The 22,856-nt window shown below is 62.5% G+C and carries 19 protein-coding genes and 1 pseudogene; 5 read left to right on the top strand and 15 right to left on the bottom strand.

Annotated features, from left to right (window positions below; translation table 11 throughout):
* Positions 1–14: 14 nt before the first annotated feature.
* The 10 genes from OPU96_RS24125 to OPU96_RS24080 all read right to left on the bottom strand — a co-directional run bounded on the left by OPU96_RS24125 (position 15) and on the right by OPU96_RS24080 (position 12,741).
* Positions 15–1,967, bottom strand: a complete 1,953-nt coding sequence (locus tag OPU96_RS24125; RefSeq protein ID WP_498559828.1) for an acetoacetate--CoA ligase — start codon at positions 1,965–1,967, stop codon at positions 15–17.
* 185 nt (positions 1,968–2,152) lie between these two features.
* A complete protein-coding gene (locus OPU96_RS24120; RefSeq protein WP_192300831.1) occupies positions 2,153–2,926 on the bottom strand; it encodes a 3-hydroxybutyrate dehydrogenase in 774 nt (257 codons plus the stop codon).
* 7 nt (positions 2,927–2,933) lie between these two features.
* A complete protein-coding gene (locus OPU96_RS24115) occupies positions 2,934–4,325 on the bottom strand; it encodes a GntP family permease (RefSeq protein ID WP_192300832.1) in 1,392 nt (463 codons plus the stop codon).
* 296 nt (positions 4,326–4,621) lie between these two features.
* The gene (locus OPU96_RS24110) at positions 4,622–6,019 is read right to left on the bottom strand and encodes a sigma-54 interaction domain-containing protein (RefSeq protein ID WP_226457322.1); all 1,398 of its coding nucleotides are present in this window, start codon (positions 6,017–6,019) and stop codon (positions 4,622–4,624) included.
* 80 nt (positions 6,020–6,099) lie between these two features.
* Positions 6,100–7,671: an ABC transporter ATP-binding protein gene (locus tag OPU96_RS24105; RefSeq protein WP_498559827.1), complete on the bottom strand. Its 1,572-nt coding sequence runs from the start codon at positions 7,669–7,671 to the stop codon at positions 6,100–6,102.
* A 10-nt stretch (positions 7,672–7,681) separates the two neighbouring features.
* Positions 7,682–8,704: an ABC transporter permease gene (locus OPU96_RS24100; RefSeq protein ID WP_226457324.1), complete on the bottom strand. Its 1,023-nt coding sequence runs from the start codon at positions 8,702–8,704 to the stop codon at positions 7,682–7,684.
* Positions 8,704–9,765, bottom strand: coding sequence for a microcin C ABC transporter permease YejB (locus tag OPU96_RS24095; protein WP_498559826.1), 1,062 nt, complete (start codon positions 9,763–9,765; stop codon positions 8,704–8,706). Before OPU96_RS24095 ends, OPU96_RS24100 begins: the two co-directional genes overlap by 1 nt.
* The gene (locus OPU96_RS24090) at positions 9,765–11,612 is read right to left on the bottom strand and encodes an extracellular solute-binding protein (protein WP_226457325.1); all 1,848 of its coding nucleotides are present in this window, start codon (positions 11,610–11,612) and stop codon (positions 9,765–9,767) included. The genes OPU96_RS24095 and OPU96_RS24090 overlap by 1 nt, the downstream gene beginning before the upstream one ends.
* 130 nt (positions 11,613–11,742) lie before the next feature.
* Complete coding sequence (locus OPU96_RS24085; protein WP_010210937.1) at positions 11,743–12,024, bottom strand: peptidylprolyl isomerase; 282 nt, start codon at positions 12,022–12,024, stop codon at positions 11,743–11,745.
* A 222-nt stretch (positions 12,025–12,246) separates the two neighbouring features.
* Positions 12,247–12,741: a DUF1543 domain-containing protein gene (locus tag OPU96_RS24080; protein WP_226457326.1), complete on the bottom strand. Its 495-nt coding sequence runs from the start codon at positions 12,739–12,741 to the stop codon at positions 12,247–12,249.
* A gap of 106 nt (positions 12,742–12,847) precedes the next feature.
* Between OPU96_RS24080 and OPU96_RS24075 the strand changes: the two genes are divergently transcribed.
* Positions 12,848–13,669: an aldo/keto reductase gene (locus tag OPU96_RS24075; RefSeq protein WP_226457327.1), complete on the top strand. Its 822-nt coding sequence runs from the start codon at positions 12,848–12,850 to the stop codon at positions 13,667–13,669.
* A gap of 37 nt (positions 13,670–13,706) precedes the next feature.
* Here OPU96_RS24075 and OPU96_RS24070 read toward each other — a convergent pair.
* Positions 13,707–14,069, bottom strand: a pseudogene (locus OPU96_RS24070) (Hcp family type VI secretion system effector); the annotation flags it as partial.
* Here OPU96_RS24070 and OPU96_RS24065 point away from each other — a divergent pair.
* Both OPU96_RS24065 and OPU96_RS24060 read left to right on the top strand, forming a co-directional pair.
* Entirely contained in the window at positions 13,996–14,676 is a 681-nt protein-coding gene (locus tag OPU96_RS24065; protein WP_498559825.1) for a PP2C family protein-serine/threonine phosphatase, read from the top strand. The pseudogene OPU96_RS24070 and the gene OPU96_RS24065 sit on opposite strands and share 74 nt — an antisense overlap.
* Positions 14,673–15,479 (top strand): serine/threonine-protein kinase, encoded by an 807-nt coding sequence (locus tag OPU96_RS24060; RefSeq protein WP_498559824.1) that lies wholly within the window; start codon positions 14,673–14,675, stop codon positions 15,477–15,479. The genes OPU96_RS24065 and OPU96_RS24060 overlap by 4 nt, the downstream gene beginning before the upstream one ends.
* A gap of 74 nt (positions 15,480–15,553) precedes the next feature.
* Here the strand turns inward: OPU96_RS24060 and OPU96_RS24055 are convergent, their stop codons facing one another.
* Complete coding sequence (locus tag OPU96_RS24055) at positions 15,554–15,802, bottom strand: hypothetical protein (protein ID WP_498559823.1); 249 nt, start codon at positions 15,800–15,802, stop codon at positions 15,554–15,556.
* 394 nt (positions 15,803–16,196) lie between these two features.
* On the opposite strand from OPU96_RS24055, the gene OPU96_RS24050 reads away from it, so the two are divergent.
* On the top strand, positions 16,197–18,272 hold the full coding sequence (locus OPU96_RS24050; protein WP_498559822.1) for an EAL domain-containing protein: 2,076 nt from the start codon (positions 16,197–16,199) through the stop codon (positions 18,270–18,272).
* On the opposite strand, the gene OPU96_RS24045 is transcribed toward OPU96_RS24050, so the two are convergent.
* The 3 genes from OPU96_RS24045 to OPU96_RS24035 are packed head-to-tail and all read right to left on the bottom strand — an operon-like array spanning position 18,269 to position 21,537.
* Positions 18,269–19,102 (bottom strand): metal-dependent hydrolase, encoded by an 834-nt coding sequence (locus tag OPU96_RS24045; protein ID WP_498559821.1) that lies wholly within the window; start codon positions 19,100–19,102, stop codon positions 18,269–18,271. The genes OPU96_RS24050 and OPU96_RS24045 overlap by 4 nt on opposite strands.
* 15 nt (positions 19,103–19,117) lie before the next feature.
* Complete coding sequence (locus tag OPU96_RS24040; RefSeq protein WP_226457344.1) at positions 19,118–20,008, bottom strand: SDR family NAD(P)-dependent oxidoreductase; 891 nt, start codon at positions 20,006–20,008, stop codon at positions 19,118–19,120.
* Entirely contained in the window at positions 20,005–21,537 is a 1,533-nt protein-coding gene (locus OPU96_RS24035; protein ID WP_498559820.1) for a flavin-containing monooxygenase, read from the bottom strand. The genes OPU96_RS24040 and OPU96_RS24035 overlap by 4 nt, the downstream gene beginning before the upstream one ends.
* A gap of 274 nt (positions 21,538–21,811) precedes the next feature.
* On the opposite strand from OPU96_RS24035, the gene OPU96_RS24030 reads away from it, so the two are divergent.
* Positions 21,812–22,810, top strand: coding sequence for an alpha/beta fold hydrolase (locus tag OPU96_RS24030; protein ID WP_498559819.1), 999 nt, complete (start codon positions 21,812–21,814; stop codon positions 22,808–22,810).
* Positions 22,811–22,856 lie beyond the last annotated feature (46 nt).

Genomic DNA, 22,856 nt, shown 5'->3' with positions numbered 1-22,856 from the left:
AAACCTTTCATCTATCAAGCCAGTTCAGGCCGGTCGCGAAACTGCTCCAAGGCCTCGGGATTGGCCAGCGCATCGGTGTTTTTCACCGGCTCGCCGTGTACCACATTGCGCACTGCCAATTCGACGATCTTGCCGCTGATGGTGCGCGGGATGTCGGTGACGGCGAGGATCTTCGCCGGCACATGGCGCGGCGTGGTGTTGGCGCGGATGACGTGGCGGATCTGCTGCTCCAGCGCCTCATCCAGGGCGATGCCGTCGCCCAGGCGTACAAACAGCACCACCCGTACGTCATCCTGCCAACGTTGGCCGATGGCCAGGCTTTCCATGACTTGCGGGACTTTTTCCACCTGGCGATAGATCTCTGCCGTGCCGATTCGCACGCCGCCGGGGTTGAGCACGGCGTCGGAGCGCCCGTGGATCAGCAGGCTGCCGTTCGGGCGTTGCTCGGCGTAGTCGCCCTGGGCCCAGACGCCAGGGAACTGGCTGAAATACGAGGCGCGCAGCTTCGTCTGGTGCGGATCGTTCCACAAGCCGATGGGCATCGCCGGGAAGTGCCGGGTGCAGACCAACTCGCCTTTTTCACCGATCAACGGCTGGCCGCGGTCGTTCCACACCTCAATGGCCATCGCCAGGCTCTTGCACTGCATCTCGCCCCGGCGCACCGGCAGCACCGGGTTGCCGATCACAAAGCAGGACACAATATCGGTGCCGCCAGACATGGACGACAGGCACAGCTCGCCCTTGATCTCGCGGTACACGTAGTCGTAGCTCTGTGGCGAGAGGGGCGAGCCGGTGGAGATCAAGCCTTTGAGGCTGCGCAAATCGTGACTCAAGCGCGGTTGCAGACCGGCCTTTTCCAGGGTGGCGAGAAACTTGGGGCTGGTGCCGAACACGCTGATCTGTTCGGCATCGATCAAGTCGAGCAAGCGCTCGGGCCCAGGGTGGAACGGCGAACCGTCATACAGCACCGCTGTGGCGCCGATGGCCAGTACCGACACCAGCCAGTTCCACATCATCCAGCCGCAGGTGGTGTAGTAGAACAGGCAATCCTCACGGCACAGATCGGCATGCAGGCCGTGTTCCTTGAGGTGCGTGAGCAGCACGCCGCCGGTGCCGTGGATGATGCACTTGGGCACCCCGGTGGTGCCGCTGGAATAAAGGATGTACAGCGGATGATCGAACGGCACCGCGACGAATTGCGGATCGCCGCCGGGTCGGTAGAAGTCGTCCCACAGGGCGACGTTGGCCGCGCTCCGGTAGTCCTCGACCCGCGCCTGGGGCTTGGCGTACGGCACCACGATCAGTTGCTCCAGGGACGGCAGGCGTTCGAGGATTTCATTGAGCTTGGCGCTTTGATCGATATCTTTGCCCGCATAGCGATAACCGGCGCAGCTGATCAGCACCTTGGGTTCGATCTGGCCGAAGCGGTCGATTACACCCTGGGTGCCGAAATCCGGCGATGAGCATGACCAGATCGCGCCAAGGCTGGTGGTGGCAAGCATGCCCACCAGGGTTTGCCAGGTATTGGGCATGCACGCGGCGACGCGGTCGCCCTGGGTCACGCCGATGGCCCGCAGGCTTGTTTGCAGGCCCGCGACGTGTGCGGCCAGTTCGGCGTAGGTCAACTGCTCGCGCTGGCCGTCTTCGCTGATGGCGACCACGGCGGGGTGATCGTCGCGGCGGCGCAGCAGGTGCTCGGCAAAATTCAGGGTGGCGCCGGGGAACCATTGGGCGCTGGGCATGGCGCTTTGTTCAATCAGTACGGCGCTGGGCGGGCTGCGAAACTGCACGTCGAAAAAGCTGACGATGGCCTGCCAGAAGTCGGGGCGCTGGTCGATGCTCCACTGGTGCAGGGCGGGGTAGTCGTTGAGTTGCACGTTGTAGTGGCTGTTGATGTAGCGGCGGAACTGGTCCATGCGCGTATTGGCGATGCGTTCCGGGGAGGGTTGCCAGAGGATGTCGGACATTGCGAGATCTCTTGTTCTTGTTTGAGTCTGCCAGGCAACACAGGCCCAATGTGGGAGCGGGCTTGCTCGCGAAGGCGGAGTATCAGTCACAGATGCTTGGGCTGAACCACCGCCTTCGCGAGCAAGCCCGCTTCCACACAAGCCCTTGCCTACATTTGTATCTCCAGTGTTGTCTAGGTTTGCGTTTATTGGGCCAACCAGCCGCCATCGATGTTCCACGCCGCACCACGCACTTGGCTGCCGGCTTCGCTGCACAGGAACAGCACCAACTCACCCAACTGCGGCGGCGTCACAAATTCCAGCGACGGCTGCTTCTCTGCCAGCAAATCATGCTGCGCTTGCTGCGGGTCCACGCCCGTGGCGATGCGATCATCAATCTGCTTCTGCACCAGCGGCGTCAATACCCAGCCCGGGCAGATGGCGTTGCACGTCACGTTGCTGGTCGCGGTCTCCAGGCCCACCACCTTGGTCAGGCCAATCACGCCGTGCTTGGCCGCCACATAGGCCGCCTTGCCCACCGAACCGACCTGGCCGTGTACCGAGGCGATGTTGACGATGCGCCCCCAGCCCTTGGCTTTCATGCCCGGCAGGCTCAAGCGCGTGCTGTGGAACACCGACGACAGGTTGATGGCGATGATCGAATCCCAGCGCTCGGTGGGGAAGTCTTCCACCGCCGCCACATGCTGGATGCCGGCGTTGTTGACCAGAATGTCGACGCCGCCGAACTCGCGCTCGGCGTAGGCGAGCATGTCGGCGATCTGCGCCGGGTCGCTGACGTCGGCCGGGTGATGCCCGACCTTGCCGCCGAACGCCTGCACCTGGGCGATCACCGCGCTGGCGTCGCCGAAGCCGTTGAGGATCAGGTTGGCGCCGGCTTTGGCCAGGCTCAATGCGATGCCCAGGCCGATACCGCTGGTGGAACCGGTGACCAGGGCGGTCTTGCCGTTCAATGTCGTCATGAAAACCTCACACAATGCCAGTGGCGTAGAAAGTACCGATCACCACGAACACCGCGAGGGTCTTGATAATCGTAATGCCGAAAATGTCCTTGTAGGCTTCGCGGTGGGTCAGGCCGGTGACCGCCAGCAGCGTGATCACCGCGCCGTTGTGGGGCAGGGTGTCCATGCCGCCGCTGGCCATGGCGGCGACGCGGTGCAGCACTTCAAGGGGGATATTGGCCGCATGGGCTGCTGAAATAAAGCTCTCGGACATGGCCGCCAGCGCAATGCTCATGCCACCCGACGCGGACCCGGTGATACCGGCCAGTAGCGTCACGGTGATCGCTTCGTTGACCAGCGGGTTGGGAATGCCCTTGAGCCAGTCTGCCAGTACCAAAAAGCCCGGCAGCGAGGCAATCACCGCGCCGAAGCCGTATTCCGACGCGGTGTTCATCGCCGCCAGCAACGCGCCGCTGACCGCGCTTTTGCTGCCTTCGGCAAGCTTGCTTTTGATCGCGGAGAAGCCGAACACCAGCACCACGATAATCCCCACCAGCAACGCAGCCTGCACCGCCCAGATCGCAGTGAGCTTGGCGATCTCGGTGGTCACCGGCGCGCTCATGCCCGGCAGCGCGAGGCTGTGGGTCTTGCCGTACCACTGCGGGATCCAGTGGGTGAACAGCAGGTTCATCACCCCCACCAGGATCAGCGGCGACAGCGCGATCCACGGGTTGGGCAGCGCCAGGTTTTCAGCGGTTTCCGGCTCATTGCGCAACTCGGTGCCATACCCTTCACCGGCGCGCTGCGCCTTGTTGCGCTGGCGCGCGAGGTAGAGCATGCCGGCGCAGAACACGAAGACCGTGCCAATCAGGCCCAGCCACGGCGCAGCCCAGGCGGTGGTGTTGAAAAAGGTGCTGGGGATGATGTTCTGGATCTGTGGCGTGCCGGGCAGGGCGTCCATGGTGAACGAAAAGGCGCCGAGGGCGATGGTCGCCGGGATCAGGCGCTTGGGGATATTGCTTTGGCGGAACATCTCCGCGGCAAATGGGTACACCGCAAACACCACCACAAACAGCGACACACCGCCGTAGGTGAGCAGGGCGCAGACCAGCACGATCACCAGCATTGCCTGGCGGGTGCCGAGCAAGCGGATCGCGGCGGCCACAATCGAACGGGAAAAGCCCGACAGCTCGATCAGCTTGCCGAACACCGCACCGAGCAGGAACACCGGGAAATACAGTTTGATAAAGCCGACCATCTTCTCCATGAACACCCCGGTAAAGGCAGGCGCGACGGCGGACGGGTCGGTGAGCAGGACGGCGCCGAGGGCGGCGATGGGGGCAAACAGGATAACGCTATAGCCACGGTAGGCAGCCAGCATCAGCAGCGCGAGGGCTGCCAGGGCGATGATTACACTCATGGAGTGTCTCCAGATCGAATTGTTATTTTTGTGGGTGTTGCGGTGGGGAGAAGCTATAGCGAGATGCGTGCCAAGATATTAAGTTATTGAAATATAAGGATAAATTATTTCTTTCTGGTGGCTGCTGCGAGTATTGTCTCGAATTTGAGACGGGCGCGGAACAAATGTGGGAGCGGGCTTGCTCGCGAAGGCGCAGTATCAGTCACAGATGCGTCGGCTGCACCACCGCCTTCGCGGGCAAGCCCGCTTCCACAGGCGAGTGTCTTGATAGGGAGAGTGCTGTCTCTGTTTTGAGACTAGGCGATGCCGAGGGCCAGCATCTTTTTGTACAGCGTCGAGCGGCCAAGCCCCAGCCGCTTGGCTGCCTCCACCACATTCCCGCCACAGGCCGCCAACGCCGCCGCAATGATCTGCCGGTCAAAGCGCTCCCGCGCCGCGCTGAAGCTTTCGCCCGCTACCGTCGCCACGGCAGTGCGTTGCACCGGGGTGAAGGTGCCGATGGCTGCGCGAATTTCCTCGGCGTTCAACACCAGGTCATCACTGAGCAACGCCGCCCGTTCCAGCACATTGCGCAGTTCGCGAATATTCCCCGGCCACGCATGTTGCGCCAGCAGCGCCAGGGCTTCGCGATCCAGTTCGTGCTGGCTGCGCAACTCCTCCAGAATCGCTTCGCTCAACGCTGGGATGTCCTCCAATCGTTCACGCAACGGCGGCACCTGGATCGGCAATACATTCAGGCGGTAATACAGGTCCGCACGAAACTCGCCACGCTTGATCGCTGCCTCCAGGTCCATGGACGTGGCGGCAATCACCCGTACATCGCTGTGCAGCATCTCGTTGGAGCCTACCGGCTCGAACTCCTTTTCCTGCAACACCCGCAGCAATTTGCTTTGCAGGGGCAGGGGCATATCGCCGATTTCGTCGAGGAACAAGGTGCCGCCCTGGGCAATCTGGAACTTGCCGGGACGGCCCTTGCGGTCGGCGCCGGTAAATGCACCCGGCGCGGTGCCGAAGAACTCGGCCTCCAGCAGGTCGGCCGGAATCGCCGCGCTGTTGACGCTGACAAACGCCTTGTGTGCCCGCTTCGATGCGCCGTGAATCGCCTGGGCCAGCAGCTCCTTGCCGGTGCCGGTTTCGCCGAGCAGCAACACCGGCGACTCGGCACTGGCACTGCGCCGCGCACGGCGCTTGACTTCGAGGCTGGCGGCGCTGGTGCCGATAAAGTGCGCGAAGTTGTATTTGCTCTGTCGCGAACGCAGCAACGAGCGGGTCGAAGCCAGTTCCTGCTGCATGCTCAGGTAGCGTTCGATCAGCGGCGACAGGTTGCGCAGCTCATCAAACAGCGCAAAGCCAATCGCACCAATGACCGCGCCGGCATCGTTGTGGATCGGCAGGCGCATCACCACCAGCGGGCCTTTGGGTGTGTCCTGTATATCCAGCAGGATCGGCTGGTCATTGCGCACCACCTGGCGTAGCAGGCTGTTGGAGATCACCTGTTCGCACGGCTGGCCGATGGCCTCGTCGGCGCTTTTCAAGCCGAAACGCTTGGCGTAGCGCTCGTTCATCCAGACGATATTCGCGTCGCGGTCGACAATCACCGTGCCTTCACTGGACTGCTCGATGATCTCGAACAGCGACTGGATGGCCAGGCCGCGCACCTGTTGGTAATCCTTGAGGCTTTCGTTGGTGTTCATGCTTATGTCGCCAACACAAAATGGGAGTGGGAGTGCGGTCCTGTGGGAGCAGGCAAGCCATCTCCCACAGGGGGATGGGTTTACAGGGGGATGTGCGCGGCGGCCAGCAGCTCCTGGGTGTAGGCGTGCTGGGGCGCTTCGAATACCTGCTGGCTTGCGCCGCGCTCCACGACCTTGCCGTCCTTGATCACGATCATGTCATGGGCCATTGCCCGCACCACCGCCAGGTCATGGCTGATAAACAGGTAGGTCAGGCCGTACTTCTCCTGTAACTCACGCAACAGCGCTACCACCTGCTTCTGCACCGTGCGGTCGAGGGCCGAGGTCGGCTCATCCAGCAACATCAATGCGGGCTTGAGCACCAGGGCGCGGGCGATGGCGATCCGTTGACGTTGGCCGCCAGAGAATTCATGGGGGTAACGATGCCGGCTGGCAGGGTCGAGGCCGACGTCCTTGAGCACCTGGATCACCTGCGCGTCACGGTCTGCAACGCTGCACGGCGCATGCACTTCGAGGCCTTCGCTGATGATCTGCTGTACTGTCATGCGTGGGCTGAGGCTGCCGTAAGGGTCCTGGAACACCACCTGCATCTGCTTGCGCCACGGGCGCATCTGCTGATGATTGAGCGGGTCGAGGGCTTCGCCCTGGAAGCGGATGCTGCCGGTGGAGTCGAGCAAGCGCAGGATCGCCTGGCCCAGGGTGGATTTGCCCGAGCCCGATTCGCCGACAATCCCCAGGGTCTTGCCGCGCTGCACACTGAGGCTGATGCCGTCCACCGCGCGCAGGTAGGTTTTGCGCTGGAACAGGCCGCCGCCGAGGGGGAATTGCACGGTCAGGTCGTCAACCTGTAACACGGTCTCGCGCTCCTCGCTGCACAGCGTTTCACCCGCCGGCTCGGCATCCAGCAGCAGGCGGCTGTAAGGGTGCTGCGGTGCGTTGAACAAGGTCTGGCAATCGGCCTGCTCGACGATCTCGCCGGCATGCATCACGCACACGCGCTGGGCAATGCTGCGCACCAGGTTGAGGTCGTGGCTGATCAGCAGCAACGACATGCCCAGGCGTTGTTGCAGGGACTTGAGCAGCAGCAGGATCTTGCGCTGCACCGTCACGTCCAGCGCGGTGGTGGGTTCGTCGGCGATCAGCAGTTCCGGCTCGCAGGCCAGGGCCATGGCAATGATGACCCGTTGGCGCTGGCCGCCGGAGAGTTGGTGCGGGTAGGCCTTGAGGCGTTCCCGGGGGTTCTGGATGCCCACCAGATCGAGCAATTCGAGGATGCGCGCCTGCGCCGCCTTGCCGCCCAGGCCCTTGTGCAACAGCAGGGTTTCGCCGATCTGTTTTTCAATGCTGTGCAGTGGGTTCAGGGACGTCATTGGCTCCTGGAAGATCATTGCAATGCGGTTGCCGCGCAGCTTTTGCAGAGTCGAGGCTGGCGCGCCCATCAGCTCCTGGCCGCGGTACTGGATCGAGCCTGTGGTTTGCGTGCCGGCTTCGGGCAGCAATTGCAGGATCGAGTGGGCCGTCACCGACTTGCCCGAGCCCGATTCGCCCACCAGTGCCAGGCACTCGCCGGGGCGTACGTCCAGGCTCAGCTTGTTCACTACGGTCTGGCCACTGAAGGCGACGCTGAGGTCGCGGATTTCGATCAGGTTCATCTGCAGTCACTCATGAACGGGGGTCGAAGGCATCACGTAATGCCTCGCCGATAAACACCAGCAGCGACAGGATCAGTGCCAGGGTGAAAAACGCCGTCAGGCCCAGCCACGGCGCTTGCAGGTTCTGCTTGCCCTGGGCGATCAATTCACCCAGCGAGGCGCTGCCGGCGGGCATGCCGAAGCCGAGGAAGTCCAGGGCGCTGAGGGTGGAAATCGCACCGGTCAGAATAAAAGGCAGGTAGCTCAAGGTTGCGGTCATGGCATTCGGCAGGATGTGTCGGCGGATGATCTTGGCGTCGCTCAGGCCCAGTGCGCGAGCGGCCTTGACGTACTCCAGGTTGCGTCCGCGCAGGAACTCGGCGCGTACCACGTCCACCAGGGCCAGCCAGGAAAACAGCGCCATGATCCCCAGCAACCACCAGAAATTCGGCTCGACAAAGCCCGACAGGATGATCAACAGGTACAGCACCGGCAGCCCCGACCACACCTCCAGCACCCGCTGGCCGATCAGGTCGACCCAGCCGCCGTAGTAACCCTGCAACGCACCGGCGGCAATGCCGATGGCGGCACTGATCGCGGTGAGCGCCAGGGCAAACAGGATCGAGACCCGCGCGCCAAAGATCACCCGCGCCAGCACATCCCGCGACTGGTCATCGGTGCCCAGCCAGTTCACGGCCGAAGGCGGGCTGGGGGCAGGGCGGGTCAGTTCGTAGTTGGGCGTATCGTCGCTGAACGGGACCGGCGGGAACAGCATCCAGCCGCCGTCCTGTTTGATCAGTTTTTGCACGTAGTCACTGCGGTAGTCGGCCTGGAACGGCAGCTGGCCGCCGAACTGCTGCTCGGTGTAGCGCTTGAACACCGGGAAATACAGCTCGTTCTTGAAGCTCAGCACCAGGGGCTTGTCATTGGCGATCAACTCGCCGCCGAGGGTCAGGATGAACAGGCCGATAAACAGCCACAGCGACCACCAGCCACGGCGGTTTTTCTTGAACCGTTCGAAGCGTCGACGGGCCACGGGAGACAGGTTGAACATCAGGCGTTCCTCGCGGCGAAGTCGATACGCGGGTCGACCAGGGTGTAGCAGAGGTCACCAATGAGTTTTATCAAGAGGCCGAACAAGGTGAAGATAAACAGCGAGCCGAACACCACCGGATAATCCCGCGACACCGCCGCTTCGTAACTCATGCGCCCGAGGCCGTCGAGGGAGAAAATCACCTCGATCAGCAGCGAACCGGCAAAGAATACGCTGATAAACGCCTGGGGAATCCCCGAGATCACCAGCAACATGGCGTTGCGGAACACATGGCCGTACAGCACCCGCCGTTCGCTCAAGCCCTTGGCGCGCGCGGTGACCACGTATTGGCGCGTGATTTCATTGAGGAACGAGTTTTTGGTGAGGATGGTCAGGGTGGCGAAACCGCCGATCACCAGCGAAGTGACCGGCAACACCAGGTGCCAGAAGTAGTCGGCGATCTTGCCGACGGTGCTCAGTTCCTCGAAGTTTTCCGAGACCAACCCGCGCACCGGGAACCAGTTCAGCGAGGTGCCGCCGGCGAAGACCACGATCAAGAACATCGCAAACAGGAACGCTGGCATGGCGTAGCCGATGACGATGGCGGTGCTGCTCCACACATCAAAGCTGCTGCCATGGCGCACCGCCTTGCGAATCCCCAGGGGGATCGACACCAGGTAGGTGATCAGGGTGGCCCACAGGCCGAGGGAGATGGTGACGGGCATTTTCTCCAGGATCAGGTCGATCACTGTTTTGCCGCGAAAGAAGCTGTTGCCGAAATCCAGCTTGGCGTAGCTGGTCAGCATCAGCCACAGGCGTTCCGGTGCGGGCTTGTCGAAACCGTATTGTTTTTCGATGTCCTTGATCAGCTTCGGGTCCAGGCCGCGACTGGCCCGGGAGCCGCCGCTGATGCCGTCACCGCCCGAGCTGCCGACCGCGCCGCCGCCGATGCCTTGCAGGTGGGCGATGGCTTGTTCCACCGGGCCGCCGGGGGCGGCCTGCACGATGACGAAGTTGACCAGCAGGATAATCACCAGCGTGGGGATGATCAGCAGCAGGCGCCGTACGATATAAGCAAGCATCAGTGGCGGCCTCCGCGTTTTTGCATCTGCTCGTTTGTCAGCGGTGTAGGGCTGATTTCCCACCAGCTTTCCAGGGCTTCATCGTTTTTCGCCTCGACGGCAGGGCGGCCGAAGCGGTTCCACCATGCGGCGGACGTGCCGGGCGGGTAGTAGTTGGGAATCCACAGGTAATTCCATTGCAGCACCCGGTCCAGGGCGTGGGCGTAGGTGAGCATCTGCGCCTGGGTGTCGGCCTTGACCAGGCCCTTGATCAAGGTATCGACCGCCGGGTCCTTGAGGACCATGTAGTTGTTGGCGCCGGGATCGAACGCGGCGTCTGAGCCGAAGTAGTTGTACAACTCCATCCCCGGCGAAGTAGTGACCGGGAAGCCGACCACGATCATGTCGTAGTCGCGCGCCATCATCCGGTTGACGTACTGCGAGGAGTCGATACGGCGGATATTCAAGGTGATGCCGATTTGCGCGAGGTTGCGTTTGTACGGCAGCAGCAGGCGCTCAAGGCCGTTCTGGGTGTTGAGGAAGGTGAACTCCAGCGGCTCGCCGTCGGCGTTGACCAGGCGGTCGCCGTCGGGTTTCCAGCCGGCTTCTTCCAGCAGGGCCAGGGCTTGCAGTTGTTTGTCGCGGATCATGCCGCTGCCGTCGGTGACCGGGGCCTTGAACACTTGCGTAAAGACTTCGTCGGGAATTTGCCCGCGCAAGGGTTCGAGGATCGCCAGTTCCTCTGGGGTCGGCGGTTGGCTGGCGGCCAGCGGGCTGTTGGAGAAGAAGCTCTGCTGGCGGATGTACATGTTGCGCATCATCTGCCGGTTGGCCCATTCGAAATCCCACAGCATCGCCAGGGCTTGGCGTACGCGGCGGTCCTTGAACATCGGTTTTTGCACATTGAACACGTAGCCCTGGGCCGGTTGCGGCATCTGCTTGGCCAAATGCGCGCGTTGCAGGCGACCGTCGTCGAGGGCCGGGCCGTTGTAGCCGATGGAATAGCCGGTGGCGGAAAACTCGCGGTTGAAGTCATAGGCGCCGCCGCGCAAGACCTGGCGCGCTACTTCGGTATCGCCGAAATATTCCAGGCTCAGGTGATCGAAGTTGTACAGGCCGCGGCTGACGGGCAGGTCCTTGCCCCACCAGTCGGGGTCACGGGTAAAGGTGATGGTGCTGCCGGAATCGATCTTGCTGACTTTATACGGGCCGCTGCCCAGTGGTGCCTCGTAGCCGCCGCCGTTGGCGAAGTCGCGGGTTTTCCACCAGTGCTCGGGCAGCACCGGCAGGGTCGCGAGGTCGAGGGGCAGGGTGCGGTTTTCATTGCTGGAGAAATCGAAGCGTACCTGGCGCTCACCTTCGACTTCGACGTGCTTGACGTCGGCGAACAGCGTGCGAAAGCCAAGGCGGCCTTGGGTCATCAGCAGGTTATAGGTGTAGCGCACGTCTTCGGCGGTGATGGGCGTGCCGTCGGCGAAACGCGCCTTGGGATTGAGGAAGAAGCGCAGCGACAGGCCGTCTTCGGCGCGCTCCATCTTCTCGGCAACCAGGCCATACACCGTGTAAGGCTCATCCAGGGAGCGCTGGGCCAGGGGCGAATAGAGCCAGCCGTCGACCTGGGACACACCGATGCCTTTGTCGATGTAGGGCAGCACATGGTCAAAGCGCCCGATCTCAATGGCCGAGCGCCGTAGGTTGCCGCCCTTGGGCGCATTGGGGTTGACGTAGTCAAAGTGGTGGAAGCCGGCGGGGTACTTGGCCGGCTCGCCATAGACCGTGAGGTACGGCAGCGGTGCCGCGATCACGGCGCTGCTGGCCAGCAGCAGGGCCAGGGTAGAGCTAAGCAGGGTAGAAAAAGCCAGTCGCATTATCAGCCTTGAACGCCGCGTATAGAAGAATAGGGATTTGTACGCTAACGACGGCAGCGTCGCCAGTCATCACATGCACAACGGCCCACCAAAAGGCGGGCCGTTGTGTAGGGCATCAGCGCAGACCGGATCAGTCCTGGCGGCTGGTGACTTCCAGCAGGTGGTAGCCGAACTGGGTCTTCACAGGGCCTTGCACGGTGTTGACCGGGGCGCTGAAGACGACGGTGTCGAATTCCTTGACCATCTGGCCTGGGCCGAACGAACCCAGATTGCCGCCGTCGCGGCTGGATGGGCAGCTGGAATTGGCTTTGGCGATTTCTGCGAAATCAGCGCCGCCTTCGATTTGGGCCTTGAGTTCGTTGCACTTGTCTTCAGTGGAAACGAGGATGTGGCGGGCGGTGGCTTTGGCCATGGGGATTAACTCCTTGAATAAAAAGGGTGAGCCTACCGGATTCAGGCGGTTATTTCCCGGCAAAGTTCCGCTGGTGTTCCGACACGCCTGACCAACGCCCCATGCCACCCAACCGCGACCGCGCCATGTAGTGAGCGGGCTTGCCCCGCGCCGGGTGGCGAAGCCGCCCCAAATCCAGATACCTCAATCTTCCTGACCCACCGCAGCGGACCGTTTGATGTGTCAGGGCAGCACGATGTAGTCGTTGTGCTGCACGATCGGCCGGTGTGGGGCTTGTTCAAGGTGAACATAGCGCCCATCCACCAGATCGATCGGCAGGCAGTCGTCTATATCCATCACGGCATCGGTATGCGCCTGGGCCCAGTGTCGCAGCATCTGCTGCTTGCCCAACGCTTTCGCCTCCCGCGCAGTGCGTGCCACAACCAGCACATACTGATGCGCCTCGCCAAACACGTTGGCTGCATAACCACCGAGGTTGATGAAATACAGGCGCGGGGCATCGGCCTGGGGGGCGAGGTGACTGAGTTGGACCTTCCAGCCATCCACGCCGTCTACCGCCATCCACGAATCGATGTGCACGCCCTTGGCGCTGCCAAACCAGGCGTCGCGCAGTTGCGGGTAGGTGGCTTGCAGCGTGTCCGCCACGGCGAACACCACATCGTGCACTTCAATCCGGGCCCGTGGGTGCTTGCCCCCGAGCATGACGACAAACAGCATTGCAGGTACTTCCTGGCGAGTTGGCAGGCGCCAACCATACTGCGATTGAACCCTTTTGTCCGGCCAATGCCACACTGTTTATCCGCGAACTCATCAGGAGGTTGTCATGCGTACCATTGATCTGGCCGGTGTTCCGGTCCCTGTTATCGGCCAGGGCACCTGGCGCATGGGCGAAGACCCCGGCCAGCGCCGCGCTGAAGTTGCCGCGTTGCAACTGGGGATCGACGAGGGCATGACCCTGATCGATACCGCTGAAATGTATGGCGAAGGCGGCGCCGAAGCAGTCGTCGGCGAAGCCATTCGCGGCAGGCGTGACCGGGTGTTCCTGGTCAGCAAGGTGTATCCGCACAACGCCAGCCACAAAGGTGTGCCGCGCGCCTGCGACGCCAGCCTGCAACGCATGGGCACGGACTACATCGATCTGTACTTGCTGCACTGGCGTGGCCAGTATCCCCTTGAAGAAACTGTCGAAGCCTTCGAGCGCCTGCGCGAAGCCGGCAAGATCGGCCGCTGGGGCGTGTCCAACTTCGATGTGGCAGATCTCCAGGAGCTCGCCGCCCCGGCATGCGCCACCAACCAGGTGCTCTACAACATCGAAGAGCGCGGCATCGAATTCGACCTGTTGCCCTGGTGGCAACAACACCATCTGCCGCTAATGGCTTATTGCCCGATTGCCCAGGGCGGCGCATTGCTGGACAGCAGCACACTCAAGCAGATCGCCCGACGCCATGACGTCACCCCAGCCCAGGTGTGCCTGGCCTGGGTGCTGCGCCAGGACGGTGTGATCGCGATCCCCAAGGCCGTTACTCCCGAGCACGTGCGGCTCAACGCCAGCGCCGCGCAACTGGTGCTGGATGAGCACGACCTGGACGCAATCGATCGGGTGTTTGGCGCACCCCAGCGCAAGCACCCGCTGGCGATGGTCTAGTCACGGCTGCCGTCCCTGGCGGCCGCGACCCGTGACGTCAGCCGGAGACTGGTGTGCGCCAGTCATCCGAGCCAGAGGTGCCGGCTACTTCGTGGGTCCAGACGATCTTGCGATAGGTGAAATACACGTCCTCCAGATGGGTGAAGTGCGCGTTGGCCGGGTCCTGGCAGTTCGGCATGCGCGACTGGATGTCGACGATGGTCGCGCCTTCCAGCTCGATGGTGAAGTAGTGCTCCTGGGTGCCGGCCGACGAGGTGCGGAACCACTCCAGGCGACATTTGACCTCTTCGCCGCCAGTGAGCGCACTGAAGAGCAGCGGTGACGACTTGTCGAAGATCTTGCTGATCATCAGTGGTTTGTGCACGCGCTGGCCGGTCGGCTGGCCACAGCAAGGCTGCTGGGCGGTGGCCGATGGCATGGGTGGGCATCAGGCCGGCGATGTTGCCAGCCAGGCAGTCATCGACACTCTGGCCAGGTTGAACGAGTGCGGCACGTTTGAGCAACGGATCGAGTCGATGCGCCGCTGCCTGCAACGGCTCGACCGGCAGTTGGGCGTGCAGCGCGCACACGGCCGGATGGGCAGCACGGTCGTCGCGTTGCTGCTGGAGGGCCGTCGCGCCGCCTGCGTGTGGGCGGGCGACAGCCGTTGTTACCTGTGGCGCGGGCAGTGTTTGTACCAGTTGTCGCGGGATCACTCCTGGCAGGAGCGCTTGATGATCGAGCAGCAGCTCAACCGCCAACAGGCCCAGGCGCATCCGGATGCGAGAGCCTTGACCCGTGCGGTGGGCGGGCGCGAGCCGTTGGCGCTGGAGGTCCTGGAACTTTGCACGCGTCCCGGTGATGTATTCCTACTCTGCAGCGATGGCTTGTACCAGGCGCTCAGTCACTGCGAACTGGGCAGTGCCATGGGCCACGGTTCGCCGCAACAGATGGTGGACCGTTTGTTCAGCCAAGTGTTGCGCGGGCCCGCCCGGGATGACCTGACGGCCGTTGTGGTGCAGGCATGAACGAGGCACGCCTGCTCGCCGGGCGGTATCAGTTGGAGCGGGAGCTGGGCCGCGGTGGCATGGGCGTCGTGTATCGCGCCCGCGATCTGTTGCACGAGCAATTTGGCGAGCCGTGTTCCCGTGTGGCGTTGAAGTTGCTGGGCGACTGTTTGACCCAGTCCAGCGATGCGCATGTGCTGTTGTACAGCGAGTTTGCGTTGACCCGCAGCCTGCGCCATGAGCGGATCGTCCGCGCGTTTTCGTTCGAGGTCGATACCGCCAGCCAGGTCGCGCTTTTTACCCTGGAGTTGCTGCACGGGATGACTTTGGACCGCCTGCTGTTGGAGCGTCCCGGCGGACTGCCCTGGCGGGAGTTGCAGCCAGTGGCGGTGCAATTGCTCGATGCGTTGGTTTACGCCCACGGGCAGGGCGTGCTGCACGGTGATTTGAAGCCGGGCAATGTGATGCTTGGCGAGGAGGGGGTTCGCTTGTTCGATTTCGGTCTGGGCCATGGCCAGAAACGGGGCTTGCCGAGTCTGAGCCGCAACCGTTTCAACGCATGGACCCCGGCGTACGCCGCACCGGAGTTACGCGACGGCGCTGTGCCGACTGTCGCTGCCGACCTGTATGGCGTGGCGTGCCTGTTGTACGAACTGGCGCAGGGCAGTCGCGCTACCGATATTCAAAACCGCCCCCGGCAATGGCCGAGGCAATGCTGGCCGGCGCTGAAGAACGCACTGACCGCCGACCCCGTGCGTCGCGCCATCACGGTCGCCGAATTGCGCAACGTGATCCGCCGCACACCACGTCATGGATGGCTGTAACCCGCGGTCTTGCTGAAACACCGCGGCGGCCCGTTTGGGGCGGCTTCGCCCCCCAGCGCGGGCCAGCCCGCTCACTACAGGTCGAGTTGTCGGCGGCGGGAGTGTTTGCGCAGGCGCCGGTCATTCCAGTGCCTGATGGGTTTGAGCGTAAACAGCAGCACGTACGCGACCAGTACGGTGGCCAAGTCCATCGAATCGTCACCGAGTTGACCGGTAAATTGTTCCACCACGTCCTTGAACATCAACATCAATGAAACCCCACACAGCCACAGCAATACGTAGAGCAGTATCGGGCGCACGGTTCCTGATGGTTTTTCTGACATTTTGACCCTCTTTTCCCTGAAGCCGATTTCCTCGCAGATATTACCGATCGACCCGGGCTCAGGGACGCTCCCCAGTCAAAAATCCAATTAATGGTAGTGCTCAGGCTCATTACGGCGAGACCAAAGAAACGCGGTAATACCTGCCCTTGGATTGACTATAGCGGGCTTGAGCAGATTCGCCTGGAGGGCCATGGCAGGAGAGCGGGCGACAGGGGGGGAGGATGAATTGTTCGAATGAGTGGGGCGGGTGCAATAAGGCAATTCAAACGACAACTCAATAATTGGCGTTGCCGTGCTAAAAAACTTTCGCTCCCGGCCTAAGGACGTGTAGCGTTAGGCGGTATTTTCGACCCTGTTTTCCAGGGGCGTGGAGCGATGGACAGAGGGATGGGTCATGGCGCAAACGCTGTTCAAGCTGTTCTTCACCCAGCGTCTGGCCGCCTTGGCCAGCACCGAGTCATTGCGTGCTATCCGCGAGGGATTGTTGTGGATCCTGCCATGCCTGCTGGTATCGGCGGGGTTTCTGATCCTGTCCGAATGCGCCCGGGTACTGGGTTTCGATGCGCAGGTGGTGAGTTTACTGGCCGGGTTGCATAACCAGATCAGCTCGGTGATTCCGCTGCTGGTGGCTGCTTCCATTGGCTACATGCTGGCGATCCAGTACCGCTTGCCCCAGCTTCCCGTTGCGTTTCTGTGCCTGGCCCACGTGGTGATCGCGACTTTCATCCTGCGTGAGTACCCTCGGGCATCGGCCACGTTTGTGTTGTTTATTGCGATTGCTTCGCCCCTGATCAATGTGCCGGCAATTGCCTGGTTGCACCGTTTGCGCTGGACACGCCTGGTCAACGAGGACCTGGTGGGGCACAACCTGCGAGGCACCATCAATATGGTGGTGCCCGGTGCAATCACCGCGCTGGCCTTGGTGCTGGTGTTGTCGTTGCTTTTGCAGATTCCCTATGTCGCCCAGTTGCAGGGCCCGCAAGTGCTTGAAGCCCTGGATTCGCCCTACCGCAGCGGCCTGTTCGTGACGCTGACGAATTCGCTGCTGTGGTTTTTTGGCATCCACGGCGTGTACGCCATGCAACCGCTGTTCGATGTGCTCGACCAGGCCGTGGTGCTCAATGGCACGGCGTTGGCCGCCGGGGAGCCGATCAAGTATCTGCTCAACAGCGGACTGCTCGGCAGCTTCGCCTTTATCGGCGGTTCGGGCGGTGCGCTGTGCCTGTTGCTGGCGATCCTGCTGTTCTCCAAGAGCCAGTCCATGCGGTTGCTGGCGATTGCCAGTCTGCCGCTGTCACTGTTCAACGTCAGCGAGGTGCTGTTGTTTGGCTTGCCGATCATCCTCAACCCGCGCTTGTTCATTCCGTTCCTGGTGGTACCGGCCCTGAATGGGATGGTCGCGTTGGCCGCAGTGCAACTGGGCTGGGTGATGCCGGCGGTGGCCAGTGTGCCGTTCACCTCGCCGGTGCTGCTCAACGCCTACCTCAGTACCCACGGCGATATGGCGGCCGTGGTCCTGCAAGTGCTGCTGCTGGGCCTGGGCACGCTGGTCTACGCCCCCTATGTGCGAGCGATCCATCGTCAGCCAGCCGAAGGCGGGACGGTGTACCTGCGTTCGATGGACATGACCTTTCGCGGCCTTGAAGAAAAGGGCCGCCTGCTCGAAGCCGACCCGGTGCTCGCATCCCACAAGGCCCTTGCACGCCAGGCCAGTGAGCTGAGTCGTATCCAGCAGATCAGCGACTACGAGTTCTACCTCGAGTACCAACCCCAAGTGTCGACCCTGACCGGCTTGTGCACCGGCTGCGAAGCCCTGATGCGCGCGCGTGACAGCCACGGCACGGTGCATTCGCCGTGGGAGTTCCTGCAGTGGCTGGCGCAGGCGCGCCTGATGCCGGACGTGGATGTGTGGGTGGCCTCCGAGGCGGTGCGCCAGTACCAGAAATGGCACGCCCTGGGGTTTGCGTTACCGATGACGATCAATATTTCCAGCGCGACCCTGACCGACCCGGCCTACGGCAACCGCCTGGTGAAGATCCTCGCCCAGGCCCGGGGCCAGGTGTCGGTGGAAATCACCGAGGACGCCCTGGTCAGTGACATCCAGGCCACGCGCCAGACCATCCAGAAGCTGCAGGCCATCGGCGCCAAGGTGTATATCGATGATTTCGGTACCGGGTTTTCCGCTCTGAGCTACCTGCACCAGTTTCCGGTGGATTTCATCAAGATCGACCGCAGCTTCGTCGTTGCCCAACACGACCCCAAGGGTGCTCAAGTGTTGACCGGCATGTTGCGCTTCTGCGAGGCGTTGAACCTGGGGGTGGTCGTCGAAGGCGTTGAGACCGCCGAGCAGTTGGCGTTCTTGAATACCGGCAGCGAGCTGTTTATCCAGGGCTGGTATTTCAGCAAGGCGCTGCCGGGCGATCAGTTGCCGGGGTTTGTACGTGAGCGCGCCGCCCTGGCCGAGCCCTAGGTGGATGTGTAGGTACGCTCGATCTCTTCGATCAGTCCATCGATGCGTTCCAGACGGGCGCGGTTGTCGTGGTCCCAGGGGTGAAACCCTGGCCGGAAGTAATCCAGCCAAGGCCGCAGCATCCGTGGGAATACGCCTTTTGGCCCATACAGAAACTTCAGCATGCGCCAGAAGCCCTTCAGGTGCCCGCCGGCCTTGCGGTCGGCAATCAGCAGGCGCAGGTGAAAATCGAACACCACCAGCCAGAAGAACAGCGTGGTCGTCAGCATGGTCCCGGTGCGCAGCAGGTAGCGCTTGGGGCCGGGCTTGATTACGCGGGACCACACGTCGAAGGCCACGGCCTTGTGTTCGGTTTCTTCGAGGGCGTGCCAGTACCACATCTGTTGGTAACCCTTGAGTGAGTTGCCAAAACGCGACGGGTCACTGAGCAGGATCTCCGCGAGCATCGCGGTGTAGTGCTCAAGGGCGATGGTGATCGCCAGGTTGAATGACGGCGGGAAGTGTTTCTTCTGCCAGTCGAGGATGAGCTTGAGGCGTCGGTCCAGGGTGTGCGCGGGCAGGCCGGCGGCTTGCAGCAGGTCGTTGTAGGCCACGTGTTCGCGGCTGTGCATGGCTTCCTGGCCGATAAAACCCTGGATCTGCTGTTTCAGCTCTGGATCGTCGATGCGCGAGCGGTAGTGGCGCACGCTGTCCATGAAAAACAGTTCGCCCTGGGGAAACAGCAGTGACAGCGCATTGAAAAAATGCGTGATGAACGGGCCTTGTTCATGCCAGTCCTTGATGTGTTCGGCGGGCAAGGCAAAGCGGATGTCGCGACGGATCGGCAGCATGGTGTGTGCTCCTGTTCAGAGACGGGGCTCGTCGTTGGTTTCCAGGACCGGCGTGCGCGGTTTGGGGGCCATGCGTTTGCTGGCGAACACCACCAGCGCTTGGTAGGCCGCCGGCAGGCAGCGGGCGAGCAGGTCGAGAAAGTAGGCGTCTCGACCGATCAACACGCGGCGCTTATTGCGGCGTACGCCTTGCAGGATCACCTTGGCGGCCGTGTCGGCGTCGGTGATAAACAGCTTCTCGAAGTCGGCGCGGGCCTGTTGCTCGCTGTGAATCAGAAAGCCGGTCATGTTCGCGTCGATGCGGCTGCTGCGGCAGATGTCGGTGCGGATGCCGCCGGGGTGCACGCAGGTCGCCGAGACACCGCAGCGTTGCAGGTCGAGTTCCTGGCGCAGGGCTTCGGTAAAGCCGCGCACGGCGAACTTGGTGGCGTTGTAGCCGCTCATGCCCGGCTGGGCGAACAGGCCGAACACGCTCGAGGTGTTGATCACATGCCCATCGCCACTGGCTTTGAGGTACGGCAGGAATGCCTTGGTGCCGTGCACCACGCCCCAGAAATTGATGCCGACGATCCATTCCAGGTCGGTGTAGTCGACCCCTTCCACGGTGCTCGACAGCGCCACGCCGGCGTTGTTGAAGATCAGGTTGACCTGGCCGTGCCGGGCGAACGTGTCGCTGGCCCAGGCTTGCATGGCCTCGCGGTCGGACACATCCAGCACCTGCGTGGTGAGCGTGATCGGCGCCAGCGTCATGGTCTTGATGATTGCCTCGGTCTGCGCCAGGCCCTGGGCATTTTTGTCCGCCAGTGCCAGGTGGCAACCTTCCCGTGCCAACGCCAGGGCCAGCGCACGGCCCATGCCGGAGGCGGCGCCGGTGATTGCGGCCACGCGGCCGTTGAAAGATTTCATGACAGGCTCCCTTCGACGGTGGCGTGGGGCGCAGTGACGGCGCACGCCTGGATCGGCAGCAACTGGGCGACGTAGTCCTTGAGCGCGAAATGCCGGGTGACCTGCTTGAATCGCCAGGTCGAAGCGGGCCACAGGGTGGTGTTCTTGCCGGTGCGCGGGTCGAGGTACCAGCTCTGGCAGCCGCCGGTGTTCCAGATGGTGCGCTTGAGCCGGTCTTGCAGTTGGCGGTTGTAGACCTCTTCCACGGCGGGCTTGACGTCGACGCTGGCGATGCGATGACGCTGCATTTGCCGCAGGGCGTCGAGGATGTAAGTCACCTGGGCCTCGATCATCAGAATCATCGAGTTGTGCCCCAGGCCGGTGTTGGGGCCGACGATCAGGAACAGGTTCGGATAGCCCGGCACGGTGGTGCCTTTGTAGGCATGGGCGCCATCGCGCCAGGTGTCCAGCAGGTCGATGCCGCCACGGCCGATGATGCAGTCGCGCGGCAGTGGGTCGGTGGCCTGGAAACCGGTACCGAAGATCAGGCAATCGGCCGGGTGCTTGATGCCGTTGGCGGTGACTACGCCATCGGCTTCGATGCGCTGCACGGTGTCGGTGATCACCTCGACGTTGCTGCGGGACAGCGCCGGGTAGTAGTCATTCGAGATCAGCACGCGCTTGCAGCCGATGGTGTAGTCCGGCGTCAGGGTCTTGCGCAGGGAAGGGCGGGCCACTTGCCGGTGCAGGTGGCGCTGGGCGATTTTTTGCACCATGGTCATCAACCGTGGATGCAGGGCAAAGCCCACCACACGGCCTTCCAGCGCCCAATAGAAGGCGCCGCGGACCAGACGCTGGGTGAACGGCAGGTGCTTGAACAGCCAGCGTTCTAGCGATGAGATCGCCCGGTCCGGCTTGGGCATGATCCATGGCGGCGTGCGCTGGAACAGGTCCAGATGGGCAACCTGCGGCGCAATCTGTGGCACGAACTGGATGGCACTGGCGCCGGTGCCGATCACCGCGACGCGTTTGCCTTTGAGTGAGTAGTCGTGGTCCCACTGCTGGGAATGGAAGCGTTTGCCCTTGAAACTCTCGAGCCCCGGGATCGCTGGCAGTGCCGGACGCGACAACCCGCCCATGCCCGACACCAGCACGCGCGCGCTGACCTGGCGGCCGTTGCTGAAGCGCAGTTGCCAGCGTTGTTGCGCCTCGTCGAACACGGCGCGCTCAAGGCCCATGCCAAAACGCAGGAACGGCGCCAGTTCATAACGCCGGGCGCATTGTTCCAGGTAGGCGCGGATCTCGGCTTGCGGCGCGAACTGCCGGGTCCAGTCCGGGTTGGGGGCAAAGGAAAACGAATACACGTGGGATTGCACGTCGCAGGCGCAACCGGGGTAGCTGTTGTCACGCCATGTGCCGCCGAGGGTGTCGGCTTGTTCGGCGATAAAGAAGTCGCGCCAGCCGGCTTCCTTGAGCTTGATGGCCATGCACAAGCCGGCAAAGCCGGAACCGATGATGGCGATGTCGATGACCTCGTCGTGGGCATTCATAGGCAGTCCTTCGTGGGCATCTGCGGTGCTCCTGTTTTTGTTTTGTCTTTTAGATAAAACACCATTGCAAAGGAAAATTGAATTATTTATTTTAAAAAAGATTTTAAATAATCTACCTGAAAATATCGCCTACGCTACGACCTTGTTCCTCAGGCGCGATCTGTCCGACGGACGCGCACGTTATGTAGAGAGTCTAGGTCCAGGGTGGACGGTGGCTGAGGCCTTGACCAATCCCGGTCGGGTCGCCAGCAGCAGGGAAGCAGAGGACCGAGCTATGGCTGTCGAGTGGGTTGTCGCTGCGGCTGTGTTGGCAGGGGGGAGTGCGCTGTTATGGCGATTCAGTGCGCGGATGACGCGGCGCATTGAAGCGGCGGTGCCGATTGATGGGCGCTTCGTCGAGGTCGATGGCGAGCGCTTTCATTATGTGGAGGAGGGCAAGGGCCCGCCGCTGGTCATGATTCACGGGCTGATGGGCAGCAGTCGTAACCTGACGTATGCCTTGTCCGCCCCGTTGCGTGAGCAGTTCCGGGTGATCAGCGTTGATCGACCAGGATCGGGGTATTCCACGCGGCATGCGGGTACCCCGGCCGACCTGCCGGGCCAGGCGCGGCAAATCGCCGGGTTCATCAAGGCGCTGGGTCTTGAACGACCATTGGTGCTGGGTCACTCCCTCGGCGGGGCGATTGCCCTGGCGTTGGCCCTCGATCATCCCCAGGCTGTGGGCGGGTTGGTACTGGTGGCGCCGTTGAGCCATCCGCAGCGGATGTTGCCGTTGGTATTCCTGTCGCTGGCCGTTCGTCCGGCGTGGCTGCGACGTTGGCTGTCACACACGTTGACCGTGCCCATCGGGCTGCTGACCCAAGGTTCAGTGGTCAAGGGCGTATTCGCGCCGGACCCCGCGCCCGAGGATTTTGCCACCCGTGGCGGCGGCATGCTCGGCATGCGCCCCGCCAACTTCTACGCCGCCTCCACCGAGATCAATCGTGTCAACGATCACCTGCCAGCCATGGTCAAGCGCTACCCGCAACTGCGCCTGCCCATCGGCCTGATCTATGGCGCACGGGATCAGGTGTTGGACTTTCGCAAACATGGCCAGGCCCTGGCCGACAAGGTGCCGGGGTTGAAGCTGCAATTGGTGGAAGGGCGCGGCCATATGCTGCCGATCACCGCCGCCGCGCGTGTGGTCGAGGTGGTGCAGCAGGTCGCCAAACGCGCCCGAGCGCCGCAAACCGCCACGGTTTTGCACCCGCCATTTGCCATGGCGAACAAATAAACGTGGCCCTCGTTGCGGGGTGGATCGGCGCAAATGCTTGCTCTAG

This window comes from Pseudomonas sp. RP-B7, assembly GCF_059803535.1.
The sequence above is the reverse complement of the archived record's forward strand: the minus strand, read 5'-3'. Positions and strand labels throughout refer to the sequence as shown.